The sequence below is a fragment of the uncultured Stenotrophomonas sp. genome, assembly GCF_945952405.1.
Taxonomy (GTDB): Bacteria; Pseudomonadota; Gammaproteobacteria; order Xanthomonadales; family Xanthomonadaceae; genus Stenotrophomonas.
This window is the reverse complement of sequence record NZ_CAMFIA010000019.1, coordinates 1-14,388: the sequence shown is the minus strand read 5'-3', so window position 1 is coordinate 14,388 and position 14,388 is coordinate 1. Positions and strand designations below refer to the sequence as shown.

General features: G+C 67.3%; 12 protein-coding genes. 11 read left to right on the top strand and 1 reads right to left on the bottom strand.

What is annotated here, in order from left to right:
• The first annotated feature begins 21 nt into the window (after positions 1–21).
• The 5 genes from Q0P60_RS16525 (at position 22) to Q0P60_RS16505 (ending at position 4,988) form a co-directional block, all read left to right on the top strand.
• The gene (locus Q0P60_RS16525) at positions 22–648 is read left to right on the top strand and encodes a hypothetical protein (protein ID WP_294995948.1); all 627 of its coding nucleotides are present in this window, start codon (positions 22–24) and stop codon (positions 646–648) included.
• Positions 649–725: 77 nt separating this feature from the next.
• Entirely contained in the window at positions 726–1,400 is a 675-nt protein-coding gene (locus Q0P60_RS16520) for a response regulator transcription factor (RefSeq protein ID WP_294995945.1), read from the top strand.
• A gap of 65 nt (positions 1,401–1,465) precedes the next feature.
• On the top strand, positions 1,466–2,653 hold the full coding sequence (locus tag Q0P60_RS16515; protein WP_294996114.1) for a HAMP domain-containing sensor histidine kinase: 1,188 nt from the start codon (positions 1,466–1,468) through the stop codon (positions 2,651–2,653).
• A 48-nt stretch (positions 2,654–2,701) separates the two neighbouring features.
• Positions 2,702–3,088, top strand: a complete 387-nt coding sequence (locus Q0P60_RS16510) for a diacylglycerol kinase (protein WP_294995942.1) — start codon at positions 2,702–2,704, stop codon at positions 3,086–3,088.
• Positions 3,089–3,161: 73 nt separating this feature from the next.
• Positions 3,162–4,988 (top strand): phosphoethanolamine--lipid A transferase, encoded by a 1,827-nt coding sequence (locus Q0P60_RS16505; RefSeq protein ID WP_294995939.1) that lies wholly within the window; start codon positions 3,162–3,164, stop codon positions 4,986–4,988.
• Between the two features lie 84 nt (positions 4,989–5,072).
• On the opposite strand, the gene Q0P60_RS16500 is transcribed toward Q0P60_RS16505, so the two are convergent.
• Positions 5,073–5,990 (bottom strand): M14 family metallocarboxypeptidase, encoded by a 918-nt coding sequence (locus tag Q0P60_RS16500; RefSeq protein ID WP_294995937.1) that lies wholly within the window; start codon positions 5,988–5,990, stop codon positions 5,073–5,075.
• A 145-nt stretch (positions 5,991–6,135) separates the two neighbouring features.
• Here Q0P60_RS16500 and Q0P60_RS16495 point away from each other — a divergent pair, with 145 nt between their 5' ends.
• The 6 genes from Q0P60_RS16495 to Q0P60_RS16470 all read left to right on the top strand — a co-directional run bounded on the left by Q0P60_RS16495 (position 6,136) and on the right by Q0P60_RS16470 (position 14,122).
• Entirely contained in the window at positions 6,136–6,789 is a 654-nt protein-coding gene (locus tag Q0P60_RS16495; RefSeq protein WP_294995934.1) for a DUF3348 family protein, read from the top strand.
• Between the two features lie 10 nt (positions 6,790–6,799).
• Positions 6,800–9,064, top strand: coding sequence for a DUF802 domain-containing protein (locus Q0P60_RS16490; protein WP_294995931.1), 2,265 nt, complete (start codon positions 6,800–6,802; stop codon positions 9,062–9,064).
• Complete coding sequence (locus Q0P60_RS16485) at positions 9,061–9,699, top strand: OmpA family protein (RefSeq protein WP_294995929.1); 639 nt, start codon at positions 9,061–9,063, stop codon at positions 9,697–9,699. Before Q0P60_RS16490 ends, Q0P60_RS16485 begins: the two co-directional genes overlap by 4 nt.
• A complete protein-coding gene (locus tag Q0P60_RS16480) occupies positions 9,689–10,066 on the top strand; it encodes a DUF2894 domain-containing protein (protein ID WP_294995927.1) in 378 nt (125 codons plus the stop codon). The genes Q0P60_RS16485 and Q0P60_RS16480 overlap by 11 nt, the downstream gene beginning before the upstream one ends.
• Positions 10,067–10,321: 255 nt before the next feature.
• Positions 10,322–12,640 (top strand): TonB-dependent receptor, encoded by a 2,319-nt coding sequence (locus Q0P60_RS16475; RefSeq protein ID WP_294995924.1) that lies wholly within the window; start codon positions 10,322–10,324, stop codon positions 12,638–12,640.
• Between the two features lie 21 nt (positions 12,641–12,661).
• Complete coding sequence (locus tag Q0P60_RS16470; RefSeq protein WP_294995921.1) at positions 12,662–14,122, top strand: esterase-like activity of phytase family protein; 1,461 nt, start codon at positions 12,662–12,664, stop codon at positions 14,120–14,122.
• Positions 14,123–14,388: the final 266 nt, after the last annotated feature.

The window sequence follows — 14,388 nt, the reverse complement described above, 5'->3', positions numbered from 1 at the left end:
GCTCCCGACCTGCCAGACCCCATGACCCGGATTGCCGACCTCAACGCCGACCAGCTCGCCCATCACGCGCTCAACATCTTCATCGCCCAGGGCCGCCACGTCGAAGGTGCGCGGGTGATCCACCATGCACTGCGGCTGGACCCTGACCATCCCGGCGCGCTGCGCTGCCTCAGTGATTTCCTTGCCCACCCGGGCACCGAACCGTTCGCGGCGGCGACGCTGGAGCATGCATTGTCGGGCGCAGTCCCGCTCAGCGATGAAGCACGCGCGACGCTCGACAACCTGCGCTTCCTCGACATCTGGTCGTGGGGTTTTTCCAGGCACCGTTCGGGCGAAACCAACCTGGGTGGCGAGGCTTTCCAGAACCGCCAGGACTTTGAATTCGATGGTCCATCCTATGCGGCCTTCCTCAATACGGTCACCGAGCCGGCCGGATCACTGCAGGCCGCCTTCCAGGCAGCGCACCGCATCTGCGGGCTGATGTCGGGCCTGCTGCGTCACCCGCAGAAGGACAACCCCGCCTTCGAGGATGTACTGGGCCCCGACGAGCTGGTCGAAACCGATGCCTACCGGCAATGGCTGGCCACGCCAACCGATGATCTGGATGCCCTCGACCAGGCCATCCAGGCGCAGCGCCAGGCCAGCTGAACGCCAACGCCCCTTTCTGGATTCCATCGATCAGGGCCGCTGCCCCGGGATCCGGCCAACGCGCAAGGACGCATCTCATGACCCGTCTGCTCATCATCGAAGACAACCCGGAGCTGGTTGCCAACCTGTACGCGTTCTTTGAACCCTTGGGTTACGTGCTGGATGATGCGCGCGACGGCGTCAGCGGCCTGCACCGGGCCACCCGGAACGACTACGACGCCATCCTGCTGGACCTGATGCTACCGCGACTGGACGGAATGACGCTGTGCCAGAAGCTGCGACAGGAGTTCCAGAACCCGATTCCGATCCTGATGTTGACCGCGCGTGACCCGGTGGACGACCGGGTACAGGGCCTGGCCCTCGGTGCGGATGACTACCTGGTCAAGCCGTTCTCGCTCAAAGAGCTTGATGCACGCATCAAGGCGCTGGTGCGGAGAGCTCAAGGGCGCCAGGTCGACAGCGTGCTGGCATGGGAAGACCTACGGGTCGATACCCGTTCCCCACAGGCCTGGCGGCAGGGACAGCGGATCAGCCTGACGCCCACCTCGCACAAGCTGCTGATGTGCCTGGTGCGTGCCGCGCCAGCCGTGGTCCGCAAGCAGGAAATGGAGTACCTGATCTGGGGTGACGAGCCGCCCGACAGTGGCGCACTGCGCACGCATATCCACGAGCTTCGCCTGCAGGTGGACCGCAATTTCGATGCGGCACTGATCACCACCGTGCACAGCGTCGGCTGGCGCATGCAGCCGTGACATCGCGGCCCGGCCGTGGCCAGCTGACATTGCGCCATCGCATCACGATTTCGTTCGTGCTGCTGATGGCCGGCGCCATGGGTTTCATCATCCTGGCCGAGCAGGTCGACTACGATCAGGTGCGGGCCGCTGTCGTGGCACGCACCCAGGACAGCGAGGTGCGCCGGCTGCAGGCAGCGCTCGCCCACGACCGGCTGCCAGAAGTGGCGGACGGCAGCCGGCTGTATGACAGCCGCTCCGTACCCACCGTCCTGCGCCAATATGGTCCCGGCTACCACGGCGAGGAGGCGCCCAACGAATGGCATCTGCGCGTATTCGACAGTGCCGGTCAACGCTACTACCTGCTGCATGACGCAGCCCACTACGCCTATCTTGAACACCTGATCGACGCGTTTGCCGCGCTGGTCATCACGATTTGCGTGCTCTGCGCGTTCCTGATCGGGCGCAGAACGGCCACGCATGTCATCGCCCCGATTACGCGGCTGGCCAATGCCATCGAGGACAACCAGAAACCCTTCCCCTACCAGGACGCACGCGATGAGATCGGCGTGCTGGCGCGCGCCTTCGCCCGGCACAGCGACGAGCTCGAGCGGTTCCTGCACCGCGAACAGTGCTTCAGCGGCGATGCCAGCCACGAACTGCGCACCCCGCTGGCCATCATCGCCGGCGCCGCGGAGACGCTCGCCTGCCAGTTGCCCGTCGACAGCCACCTAGCGCCCAGCGCGCAGCGCATCCTGCGCACTACCCAGGAAATGCAACGCCAGCTGTCCTGCCTGCTACTGCTCTCGCGTGCGCCGGAGCGCCTTCCGCGCGTCGAGGTCGCCCTGCAACCGTTGATCGAGTCGTGCATCGGGCGCTGCCAGCCGTGGCTTGCCGGGAAGCCGGTGCGAATCACCGTTGACGCTCCCCGGGATGTGGTGCTGCAGACCAACGCGGACCTTGCGCTCAGCGTGATCTGGAACCTGCTGCGCAATGCCTGCCAGTACACCGAGCGGGGTGACATAAGGATCACCCTGCGCGATGCCTCGCTGGTCATTGCCGATACCGGCCCCGGCCTGCCTTCCAGCATCGACCCGCAGCAGTTCCAGCGTTTCCAGCCCGCCAGCGCGCTGAGCGGCGAAGGGCTGGGACTGTCGATCGTGCAGCGCATCGTCGAACACCTGGACTGGAAGATGACGGTGGACACCTCTGGGCAGGGATGCCGGTTCACCCTGCAGTGGCCCGACGGCAACGGCCATCTGACGGTTTCCTGACGTATGCCTGCCCATGCTGAGGATTGACCAACTTCCGGCGGACAGGGCATGCAGTACCCCAAGGACAGCGGCAAGTACCCGCACGGGAAGACCGGCCTGCGCCGCATCTTCCACACGATGCTCCATTCGCGCGATGGATTCATTGCCACCTTCCGCGGCGAGGCCGCCTTCCGCCAGTTGTTGCTGCTGCATGCGATGCTGATTCTGGCCGCGTTCGTGCTGGACATCAGCACGGTCGAACGCGCGCTGGTACTGGCCGTCTGCTTCATCAGCCTGCTGGTGGAGCTGTTGAACTCGGCGATCGAAGCGGTGGTCGATCGCATCTCGCTGGAACAGCATCCGCTTTCGAAGAATGCCAAGGACATGGGCAGTGCCGCCCAGACCACCGCACTGCTGATGGTCGGTACCGTGTGGGGCGTGATCCTGCTGGGCTGAGCGGCCAATGCTGACAACTTCCTGATAAAGGCATTTCGATACTGCGCGCACTCCTGTTCAGCGGAATCTGCCCGTGCGTCAATGCCTCCGTTTCCTGCGGCCTCATCCAATCGTTCTGGTATGGGCCGCCGCCCTGTTCTTCACCACCTTCGGAAACATTGCGCTCTGGAGGACGCTATGGGGCCTGCTGGACATCAACAGCCTGCACCGCCTGCTGTTCCTCGCCAGCCTGCCGGTGGTGCTGTTCTGCCTGTTCAACCTGCTGCTCACCCCTCTGCTGGCACTGCCGCTCCTGCGCAAGCCACTACTGGCTCTGCTTCTGGTCACCAGCGCCGCTTGCAGCTACTTCATGCTGCACTACAACGTACTGATCGACCGCGGCATGGTGCAGAACGTGTTCGAGACCAACCAGGCCGAACTGACCGCCTATCTTTCGCTGCCACTGCTGCTCACCTTGCTGGCCCTGGGCGTGCTACCCGCCACGGGCCTGCTCCTGCTGCGCACCGGGGACGGGGTGGGCTCGGTACGCGCCCTGCTGGTGTGGCCGGCCAACGCATTGCTGGCCCTGATCGTGCTGCTTGCGATCGGCTTTGCGTTCTTCAAGGACTACTCGTCGCTGCTGCGCAACAACCGCTACATCCGCGACCAGGTACTGCCGTTGAATGTCCTGCGCCATACCCATGGCTATCTGAAGAGCCTGCATGGCGCCAGCCAACAGCCGCTGCGGGCGATCGCCGAGGACGCCCATCGCGCCCCCGGCCCGCGCCCGAAGCTGGTCATCATGGTGGTCGGCGAGACGGCGCGTGCACAGAATTTCCAGCTCAATGGCTACCCGCGCGCGACCAATCCGCGACTTTCCCAAAAGGAAGGCGTCATCAGCTTCGGCGAGGTGTCCTCCTGCGGAACGGCAACGGCGATCTCGGTGCCATGCATGTTCTCGCAGATGACGCGCAGCCAGTATGACGACGTTCGTGCTGCGACCGAGGAGAACGTACTCGACGTCCTGCAGCGCAGCGGCGTCGGCATACTCTGGCGCAACAACAACAATGGCGGCTGCAAGGGCGTCTGCGAGCGCGTGCCTACCGAGGACATGCCCTCACTCAAGGTTGCTGGCCAATGCGTCAACGCTGACGGAACCTGCTACGACGACGTGCTGCTTCATCAACTGGACGCGCGCATCGACACCCTCGAGGGCGATGCCCTGATCGTGCTGCACCAGCTCGGCAGCCACGGCCCCACCTACTACCAACGCTATCCCGCCGAGTCGCGGGTCTTCAGCCCGACCTGTGACAGCAACCAGATCCAGCACTGCAGCAACGAGGCGCTGGTCAACACCTACGACAACACCCTGGTGCATACCGACCAGATGCTTGCCAGGGCCATCGACCTGTTGCAAAGCTATTCGGACCGGCGCGATGTTGCCCTGGTCTATGTCTCCGATCATGGAGAGTCGCTCGGCGAGCACGGCATGTACCTGCATGGCACACCCTATTTCATCGCGCCCCGGGAGCAGACCCTGGTGCCGATGGTGATGTGGTTTTCTGCGGAATTCAGCCGCAACGCAGGCCTGGACCTGGAATGCCTGCGCGGCCGTGCGCTGGGCACGGCTCACAACCACGATAACGTCTTCCATTCGTTGCTGGGCCTGTTCGGCGTCAGCACCACGGCGTACCAGCGGGATCTGGACCTGCTTGCAGGTTGCCGTGCAAGCGCCGCGCCGAAGGCAATGGCGCAACCCGGCGCCCACCCGCCGGTTGCGGCAATGCCCGCGAGGACGCCCCGCTGCTGGGCCAGGCTTGGCTATGCCAGAGCTCCACAGTCGCGCGGACGCGGTGCGCTTGGCTGCTGGCAGGGCATCGCTTTCCGCTGGATGCGAGGCGCTGGCGGACGCGAGGGGTGATGCCGTTGATGCATCCGGCGGCCACGGCCAAGGTCCGGCAGCAGCACCGGACCTACCGGCGGCGTGTGCGCCGCTGCAGCCGTTTCAGTTCGCCAGCGCGAAATCCAGCCCCGCGCACACCGCCGCCACCTGGGCGTCGTTGCATTCCTGCGGGTTGGTGCGCGGGCTGTCCGGATAGACCTCGGTGGTGGTGGCAAAGCGCGCGTCGGTGAAACCGGCGCAGGCGCCGATCGAGCGCGATTCGCCCCAGACCACGCCCGGCGACTGCAGCGGCAGGCCGACCAGGTTGCCCTCGGCATCGGCCGGTGCGATATGGGTCACCGGGGCCACGGCGGCAATCAGCGCCTTCTGGAACTCGGCCTGCGGATCTTCGCTGTTGCCGATCACGTAGAAGCCATCCGGAATGCTGTCCAGCTCGAACGACTTGCCATCGCGGGCGCAGCGCGCGGGATCGAACTCGTGCAGGTCGCTGTCGGTGGTCTCGTGCAGGTCCAGGTGGACCAGCAGGTTCGGCCTGCGCTCGGCGACCCAGCGCATCAGCGCGGCGGCCTCCTCGATCTGCCCACCGTCACGGAAGCTGCGGTTGGGGTCGATCGCATCCGGGTTCCAGCGCTGGATGCGCTCATAACCCCACGGGCTGACGCACGGCGCCACGATCAGGTTCAGCCTGCCCAGATAGCGCTCGGCCTGCTGTTCAAGGAACTGCAGGGCGCCGTGCACGCCACTGGTCTCGTAGCCATGCACGCCCCCGGTGATCAACGCGGTGGGCAGCGCCGGGTTCCAGTCATGATTGACCACCGCGAACAACGGGTAATGGTCCGGCGGGTAGTCGAGCTGGCCGTACTGGATCACGTCGAAGCTGTCGTCCAGTCGCTCCAGCGCGGCCACCACATCATCGTGGTAGCTGCGCTGGCGCTGCTGGCGAGCCCGCCACTGTGCGCGTTCCGCGTCGCCCCAGGGCTGTCCGGGGGTGCCGATCGGGTAGAACTGCGCAACAGTCATGGGAACTCCAGGGGTCGTACGGGATGGGTGCAGCCGGTCATTCTAAGCCTTGTCCGGCCTGCGGGTCCCCCCACCCCTGCCCCGCCTTCATCCAGCCGGGGTCATCTGGTTGTAAAATCAACGGTTTTTGGCCCCTCACCCCTTGATGGCGAAAGCAGCGCAGCCGGTCCTGGGTGGACCGGAATTCCTCCGCCTGCTCGCCCGTCTCAGCGACGGCGCGATGCCGGCCAGCAGTCCCGCCCTGACCGATCGCCTCGGCCAGTGGGTGGACTGGAGCCGTGCCGTGGCGCTGTCCGCGGCCCTGGCCGGGCGCCTGCCCGAGCCGGGCGAGGCCGCCGAAACGGCAGCGGAAGTGCTGGCCGACTGCGCCCAGGCACAGGCCAGCCTGTTGGCCTCGATCAGCGAGGACGCCGAAGCCGAGCGCCTGCTTGACCTGGCCGAAGCGGCCGCCGCCCCCAACTTCGCCTCGCTGCGCCAGCGCTACCGGGTGCTGCAGCAGGCCATCCAGACCGCCACTGGCCGCCTGCGCGGCCGCCTGCGCGACCAGCTGGTGCAGGCTTCGCCGGAACTGGCGCGGCTGGCCGAGGTCGACGCGGTGATGGAGCAGACCCTGACCCCGCGCGAGCACAGCCTGCTGGCCACGGCGCCGGCGGTGCTGGGCACCCGCTTTGAACGCGTGCACGGCCAACCCGGCTGGCGCGCCGCCTTCCGCCACGATATGCGCACGCTGCTGCTCGCCGAACTGCGGCTGCGCTTCCACCCGATCGAAGGGCTGCAAGACGCCCTGCGCTCCCACTGACCGGAACACCATGTCCAGAACTGCTTTCCATGTCGTTGTCTTCCTTGTCGGCCTGCTGGCCGTGTGCTGGATCGGCATTGGCTATGTTTCGGTGCATCCGCTGGGTGCAGCGGTGGCCGCGATCATCGCCGCGTGCTACATCGCCGGCGGCGTGGAGTTGTACCGCTACCGCCAGGCCAGCAACGGCCTGCGCACCGCGGTGGCGGACCTGTCCGCCGCCGCCGACGGACTTTCGCCGTGGCTGCAGCGCGTTCCGCTGGGGCTGCGCAATGCCGTGCGCCTGCGCGTGGAAGGCGAGCGCACTGCGCTGCCGGCACCGGTACTGACCCCGTACCTGGTCGGCCTGCTGGTGCTGCTGGGCATGCTCGGCACGCTGCTGGGCATGATGGACACCCTGCGCGGCACCGGCCTGGCCCTGCAGAGTGCGACCGACATGGCGGCCATCCGCGGGTCACTGGCCTCGCCGGTGCAGGGCCTGGCAGTAGCGTTCGGCACCTCGATCGCGGGCGTGGCCAGCTCGGCCATGCTCGGCCTGCTGGCCGCGCTGCTGCGCCGCGACCGCCTGCAAACCGTACAGCAGCTGGACCGGGCGATTGCCGGCGACCTGCATCCGTACTCGCAGGCCTGGCAACGCAGCGAGTCGTTGCGCCTGCTGCAGGCGCAGTCCGCCGCGCTGCCAGCGCTGGTCGACCGCCTGCAGGCCATGACCCAGGCCTTCGAGCAGCACAGCGCGGCCGCCAACGAGCGCCTGCTGGCCGGACAAGCCGAGTTCCTGACCCAGAGCCAGGCCCTGCAGGAACGCCTGGCGGTCTCGCTGCAGCAGTCGCTGCGCGAGGGCGCCGAGGCCAGCGCCGCCGCGATCGGTGGCGCGCTGCAGCCGATGGCGGAAACCACGCTGGCCGGCCTGGCGCACCACGGTGAAGCCCTGCATGCCCGTGTCGAGCAGGCCGTGCAGCAGCAGCTGTCCGGCCTGAACGCTGGTTTCGAACGCAGCCGTATCGCCACCGAAGCCAGCTGGTCGCAGGTGGTGAGCGAGCAGGCCCAGGCCCAGCAGGCACTGGTCAATGATCTGCGCCAGCATCTGCAGGCCTTCAGCGATGGCCAGCACACCCAGGCCGAAGCGCTGGTTGCACGCATTGGCGAGCGCCTGCAGGCCGACGCCAACAGCACCGCCGATGCCTGGCGGACCGCCGCCGAGCAGCAGCACGGCCTGAACGGTGCGCTGGTCGAGCACCAGCAGCAGGCACTGCAGGCCGCCAGCGAGCATCTGGACGTACGCGCGCAGGCGCTGCTGCAGGCGCTGGACGCGCGCCACGCCGCCAGCCAGTCGCTGCTGCACGAACACGAGCAGCAGCGCTTGCAGGATTGGCAGGCCGCACAGGCCGCCAGCGTGGCCGCGCATGCGGAACTGCAGTCCAACCTGGACCGCCGCGAACAGCAGCGCCAGGCGCGCTGGGATGCGGCCTGTGCCGATCTGCAGCAGGCCCACGCCACGCTGCAGGCGCAGCTGCAGGCCGCTGACGAACAGCGCCTGCAGCGTTGGAGCGACGCACTGCAGGATGTCTCCACCGACCTGGCCGCACGCCTGCAGGCCAACGGTGAACGCCTGGCGGCACAGCAACAGCAGGTCTGCGACACGCTGGCTGTGACCGCACAGCAGATCGGCGAGAACGGCCGGGCCCAGGCCAATGCCACCCTGGCGGAGGTCTCCACCCTGCTGCAGACCGCCGCCGCCGCGCCGAAGGCCGCCGCCGATGTGATCAACGAACTGCGCAGTACGCTGTCCGAAAGCCTGGTACGCGACAACGCCATGCTGGAAGAGCGCGGTCGCCTGCTGGCCACCGTGCAGACTCTGCTGGAGGCGATCAACCACGCCTCGCACGAGCAGCGCACGGCGGTGGACGCGCTGGTCGGCGGCTCGGCCGAGCTGCTGGAACGCGTCGGCAACCGCTTCACCGACCATATCGCCGCCGAGACCGGCAAGCTGGATGGCATTGCCGCCGCGCTCAGTGGCAGCGCCGGAGACGTCGGCCAGTTGGCCGGCAGCTTCGGTGAGGCCGTCGCGCAGTTCGGCAGCGCCTCCACCGAGCTGTCCGGCCGTCTGCAACAGATCGGCGGCGCGCTGGATGCCTCGCTGGCCCGCAGCGACGAGCAGCTGGCCTACTACGTGGCGCAGGCACGCGAGGTGGTCGACCTCAGCCTGCTGTCACAGAAGCAGGTCATGGAAGAGCTGCAGCAGCTTGCCGCGCGCCGTGGCAAGGCCGGCAGCGCATGAGCGACGAACTGGAGGTTGACGGCGGATCGCACGCCCCGATCTGGGCCGCCTTCGGCGACCTGATGTCGGTCCTGCTGGGCGCGTTCGTGCTGATCCTGGTCGGAGTGGTGGCCGTGCAGCTGGAGCTGTCGCAGCGGCTGGACCAGGAAGTGAAGCAGCGCCAGGCCGAAGCCAAGCGCCTGCAGACCCTGGAGCAGGCGCTGGCCGGCCCGCTGGCCGCCGGCCGTGTGACCCTGGTCGATGGCCGTATCGGCATCAGCGGCAGCGTGCTGTTCGCACTGAGCTCGGACCAGCTGCAGCCGGAAGGCCAGGAGCTGCTGCGCAGCCTGGCCGCGCCGCTGGCCGCGTACCTGGGCACGCGCGAAGAGATCCTGATGGTCAGTGGCTTCACCGATGACGCACCGGTGCGTGAAGGCAACCGCCGCTTCGCCGACAACTGGGAGCTGTCCGCGCAGCGTTCGTTGACCGTGACCCGCACCCTGATCGCCGATGGTGTACCCGCCGATGCCGTGTTCGCCGCCGCGTTCGGCAGTGAGCAGCCGGTCAGCTCCAATGCCAGCGAAGACGGCCGCGCACGCAACCGCCGCGTGGAAATCGCGCCGATTCCCAGGCCCAAGGCCCCCGATGCCAAGTAAGCCGCCCGCACCGGATGGCCTGCGCGCGCTGGTCCGTGATCTCGATGCGGGATCGCGTTCGCTGCCGCATTACCCGCAGGTGCCGATGCTGCAGCAGGTGCAGCGCGAGTGGTCGGAACTGCGCAGCGAACTGCAGGTGCGCCGCTCGCTGCGGGCCGAAGCGCCTGCCGATGGCGGCCCGTTGAACTCGGCGGTGCTGGTGCAGCGCATGCTGGATACCCTGCAGGCCACCAGCCCCGGCTACCTGCGCCACTTCATCGATTACGTCGACACCCTGTCCTGGCTGCAGGCACTGCAGGACAGCGCCGCCACTGCCGCCGCCCCGGCGAAGCCGAAGCGCGTACGCAAGCCGCGCACTGGCGCCTAAGGCGTTCGATGGTAGTGCCGGCCGCTGGCCGGCAATGGATTGATGGCCGCAGTTTCGTTGACCTGCCGGCCAGCGGCCGACACTACCCGCCTCACAACAACTGAACATGTCACCAGACAGTCATCTGTCTAGCGCACCATTTTCACGTTGACCCACGGCGCCCGCGGCGCCCGCGGTCGCATCGGCTGTATCCCTTTCGATTCCCATGAGCACCGCGCCTGCGCGGTGGCTCGTGCCTGCCTGAGTGTCCGTAACATGACGAAGACCTTGTTGGCCGCCGCGCTGTCGATCGCGCTTGCTCCTGCGGCCTGGGCGCAGGACGCTGCCCCGACCTCCAGCGGCGCGTCCGCCACCAACCTCGACGCGGTATCCGTGATCGGCAGCGGCGAAGCGCGCCAGGTGCAGCGCATCACCCGCGAAAACCTCGACATCCTGCCGCCCGGAACCAGCCTGCAGAAGACCCTGAACCTGCTGCCGGGCGTCAATGCACAGTCCGCCGATGCACTGGGCACCAACGAACAGTCGATGACGCTCAGCCTGCGCGGCTTCAACTCCACCCGCCTCGGCTACACGCTGGACGGCGTGCCACTGGGTGATGGCGCGTACAACAACTACAACGGCCTGACCATCAACCGTGCGCTGATCAGCGAGAACATGGCCGGTGCCGAACTGGCGGTCGGCATCGGCAGCCTCGGTACTCCGTCCACCAGCAACCTCGGCGGCACCCTTTCCTATACCTCGGACCGCCCGGCACAGGAGCTCGGCGGCCGCGTGGTGCAGACCTTCGGCAGCGACGCCAACCGCCGCACCTTCGTGCGCGTGGACAGCGGCGAGTACAACGGCTTCTCCGGCTACATCTCCGGCATGCATGCCGTCTCGGACCTGTGGAACGACCAGAGCGCCTACAACACGTCCACCACCAAGCAGTTCAATGCCAAGGGCGTGTGGAACTTCGGGCGCGGCCAGATCACCGGCTTCATCGATACCTCGCGCACCACCCAGGCCGACTACTTCTACCTGTCCAAGGACCAGATGGCACGCGGCCTGGGCTGGGACTGGGGCGGCTACGCGCCGGACTGGAACAAGGCGGTCGCCAAGGCCTACTGCAATACCGCCAGCTTCAACGCCAAGAAGTGCGACAGCAGCGGCCCCGACAAGGACGCCGACGGTGCGTTCACCGCCGGCCAGATCCTGCGTGACGACAACCTCTACTACCTGGCCGGCGACTTCTTCCTGGCCGATGGCTTCAGCCTGCGCGCCCTGGCCTATCACCACGACGACCGTGGCGAGGGCCACAACTGGAACAGTGGCGCGTGGTCGAACAAGGGCACCGCGCAGGAAATCCCGATCATCTTCCGCAACACCATCTATACCATCGACCGCGACGGCGGCACCCTGTCGTTCGACTGGGAGCTGGGCGCACATCGCATCGAAGGCGGCGTCTGGTACGAACGCAATACCAGCAGCGCCGAGCGCTACCAGACCGCGGTGGACGGCCCGCGCGACCTGAGCGGCATGAACACCCTGCCCTCCGACGTCGGCGTGTTCGCCCAGCGCACGCGCTGGAAAACCCACCAGTTCTTCCTGAAAGACACCTGGCGCCTGCTCGATGATCGCCTGACCCTGGAGTTCGGCGCCAAGAGCCCGCACGCCACCTCCGATGCGCAGGCGTTGCCGGGCGACGCCAAGGCGCCGATCCTGGCGACCTCGAACAACCAGTTCGCCACCGGCTCGCTGAAGGCCAGCAAGAACCTGCTGCCCAGCATCGGCGCCAACTTCCGCCTGGCCGAGCATCACGAGATCTTCGCCAGCTACGCCGAGAACATCGCCATGTTCCAGGGCGGCTTCAAGCTGGGACCGCAGGCGGTGAGCCAGGCCACCTGGAACAGCCAGGGCAACCTGAAGCCGGAGCAGTCCCGCTCGCTGGAAGCCGGCTACCGCTTCGTCACCGATACCCTGCAGGCCTCGGTCGCCGCCTACAGCGTGCGCTTCGACAACCGCCTGCTGCAGTACAACCCCTGCGATTCGCGGCAGCCGGTCGGTCCCACCTGCGGCAACCGCTTCTACAACGTGGGCGGCGTCGACAGCCGCGGTGCCGAGCTGACCGTGCTGTGGACCCCGAACCAGCACTTCAGCTGGTATACCTCGGCCTCGCTCAACCGCTCGACCTACGCGTCCAACTACATGCAGGCCGGGGTCGAGCAGCAGATCAAGGGCAAGATCCAGACCGACACGCCCAAGCAGCTGCTGGCTACCGAGATCACCTGGCGTGACAACGGCTGGTTCGCCAGCCTGCGTGGCAAGTACACCGGCGAGCGTTTCTATACCTACACCAATGACCAGGGCTTCGGTGGCTTCACCGTGTTCGATCTGGCCGGCGGCTACGACTTCGGCCAGGTCGGCTTCGCCAAGGGCATGCGACTGTCGTTCAACGTGACCAACCTGACCAACAAGCGTTACGCCAGCAACCTCGATTCAAGCGTGTTCGCTCCCAGCGACCCGGCCGGCAAGCTGTACGTGTTCCATGCGTCGGCACCGCGCCAGGTATTCGGTACGATCGACCTCCGCTTCTGATCGCCTGCCCGGAGTCCGCCGATGCTCGCCACCGCCCTGCTGCTGGCCACCCTTTCCAGCAGCGGATACACCCTTCCGCATGAGGCCAAGGGTGCGCCGCCACGCACCCTGCAGCTGGGCGGCCATACCTACGTGGACAAGGGTCTGGTCGCGGCCGGGCGGCTGCCGGCGGGCACCCTGGACTTCCTTGGCGACACGCTGGGCTCGTTCTCGTCGCTGGCGGTGCAGCCCGGCTCCTGGAAACGCACCCGCAACGGCTACGAAGGCGTGCTGTGGACCCTGCCCGACCGCGGTCGCAACGATCCCGAAGCCGGCCTGTTCTACGACTACGCTGGACGCGTGGAGCGCATGCAGCTGCGCATCGACCTCACGCCGGGCAAGCCCGGCGCGCTCGGCACGCTGACGATGGTGCCGGGCAAAGGCGTGGTCCTGAAGGACTTCAACGATCAGCCGTTCACCGGCGCCGATCCCGGCGACCACACGCTCACCCAGCGCGATGTCGTGCTGCCCTCGCCCGCCAGCGGTGCCGGGGCCGGCAGGGTCTCGCTGGATGCCGAATCCCTGCAGTTCACCGCCGATGGCCACTTCTACGTCGGCGATGAATACACCGCCAACGTCTACTACTTCGATGCACAGGGCCACCTGCAGGGCGTGATCACGCCGCCACCGGCGATCCGTCCGCAGCGCGACGGCCAGCCTGCATTCGGCTCGCTGGCCCCGCCGCAGAGCGGCCGCCGCAACAACCAGGGCGTGGAAGGCATGGGCCTTTCGCCGGATGGCAGTCGCCTGTTCGTCGCCCTGCAGAGTGCAACGCTGCAGGACAGTGCCGAGGGCAACGCCGCCGGCCGCATCAATACCCGCGTACTGGTCTATGACGTGACAGCCTCGCCGACGCCGCAGCAACCGCTCGGACATTACGTGATGGCCCTGCCCGCCTATGCCCACGATGGCAAGGGCACACTGGACCGCACCGCCGCGCAGAGCGAACTGCGCGCACTGGATGCCAGCCGGTTCCTGCTCCTGGCCCGTGATGGCAACGGCCTGGGCAAGGACGGCGACGACCCGATCGTCTACAAATCGGTGCTGCTGGTGGATGTGGCCGGTGCCAGCAACCTTGCCGGCAGCCGCTACGAAACCGGCACGGCCTCGGTGCTGGCCGATGCCGCCGGCACCGCCCTGAAACCGGACATCGTGCCTGCGCGCAGCGACGAACTGTTGAACCTGCTCGACCGCACGCAACTGGCGCGCGCCGGATTGGACCTCGATACCCGGCGCGGCCCGCATGATGGCCTGCTGTCGGAGAAGTGGGAGGCGATGGATGTGCTGCCCGCGCTCGACCCCGAGCATCCGCACGACGTACTGCTGCTGATCGGCAACGACAACGACTTCATCGCCCGCCGTTGCCGCATGCAGGGCCAGTCCTGCGACAGCGCCTACGACAACGACAATCGCATCCTGGTCTACCGCCTCACCCTGCCCTGACCGCAACGGGTAGTGCCGGCCGCTGGCCGGCAACGGTCACCCTCGAAGGCCGACATCACGACCACACCGACCATGCATGCGGATACCCGCCAACCCGGCCGGCAAGACCGGCGCGTACCGGATTCGCCGGGATGCACTGCAACGGGTAGTGCCGGCCGCTGGCCGGCAACCGTCACGCTCGAAGGCCGGCATCACGACCACACCGACCATACATGCGCATACCCGCCAACCCGCCCCGCAAGACCGGCACGCGTCGGATTCGCCGG

Excerpts from the sequence above, each read along its gene's own strand:
- Q0P60_RS16525 (WP_294995948.1), top strand. The coding sequence starts at position 22 with ATGACCCGGATTGCCGACCTCAACGCCGACCAGCTCGCCCATCACGCG.
- Q0P60_RS16520 (WP_294995945.1), top strand. The coding sequence starts at position 726 with ATGACCCGTCTGCTCATCATCGAAGACAACCCGGAGCTGGTTGCCAAC.
- Q0P60_RS16515 (WP_294996114.1), top strand. The coding sequence starts at position 1,466 with ATGGCCGGCGCCATGGGTTTCATCATCCTGGCCGAGCAGGTCGACTAC.
- Q0P60_RS16510 (WP_294995942.1), top strand. The coding sequence starts at position 2,702 with ATGCAGTACCCCAAGGACAGCGGCAAGTACCCGCACGGGAAGACCGGC.
- Q0P60_RS16500 (WP_294995937.1), bottom strand. The coding sequence starts at position 5,990 with ATGACTGTTGCGCAGTTCTACCCGATCGGCACCCCCGGACAGCCCTGG.
- Q0P60_RS16495 (WP_294995934.1), top strand. The coding sequence starts at position 6,136 with ATGGCGAAAGCAGCGCAGCCGGTCCTGGGTGGACCGGAATTCCTCCGC.
- Q0P60_RS16490 (WP_294995931.1), top strand. The coding sequence starts at position 6,800 with ATGTCCAGAACTGCTTTCCATGTCGTTGTCTTCCTTGTCGGCCTGCTG.
- Q0P60_RS16485 (WP_294995929.1), top strand. The coding sequence starts at position 9,061 with ATGAGCGACGAACTGGAGGTTGACGGCGGATCGCACGCCCCGATCTGG.
- Q0P60_RS16480 (WP_294995927.1), top strand. The coding sequence starts at position 9,689 with ATGCCAAGTAAGCCGCCCGCACCGGATGGCCTGCGCGCGCTGGTCCGT.
- Q0P60_RS16475 (WP_294995924.1), top strand. The coding sequence starts at position 10,322 with ATGACGAAGACCTTGTTGGCCGCCGCGCTGTCGATCGCGCTTGCTCCT.
- Q0P60_RS16470 (WP_294995921.1), top strand. The coding sequence starts at position 12,662 with ATGCTCGCCACCGCCCTGCTGCTGGCCACCCTTTCCAGCAGCGGATAC.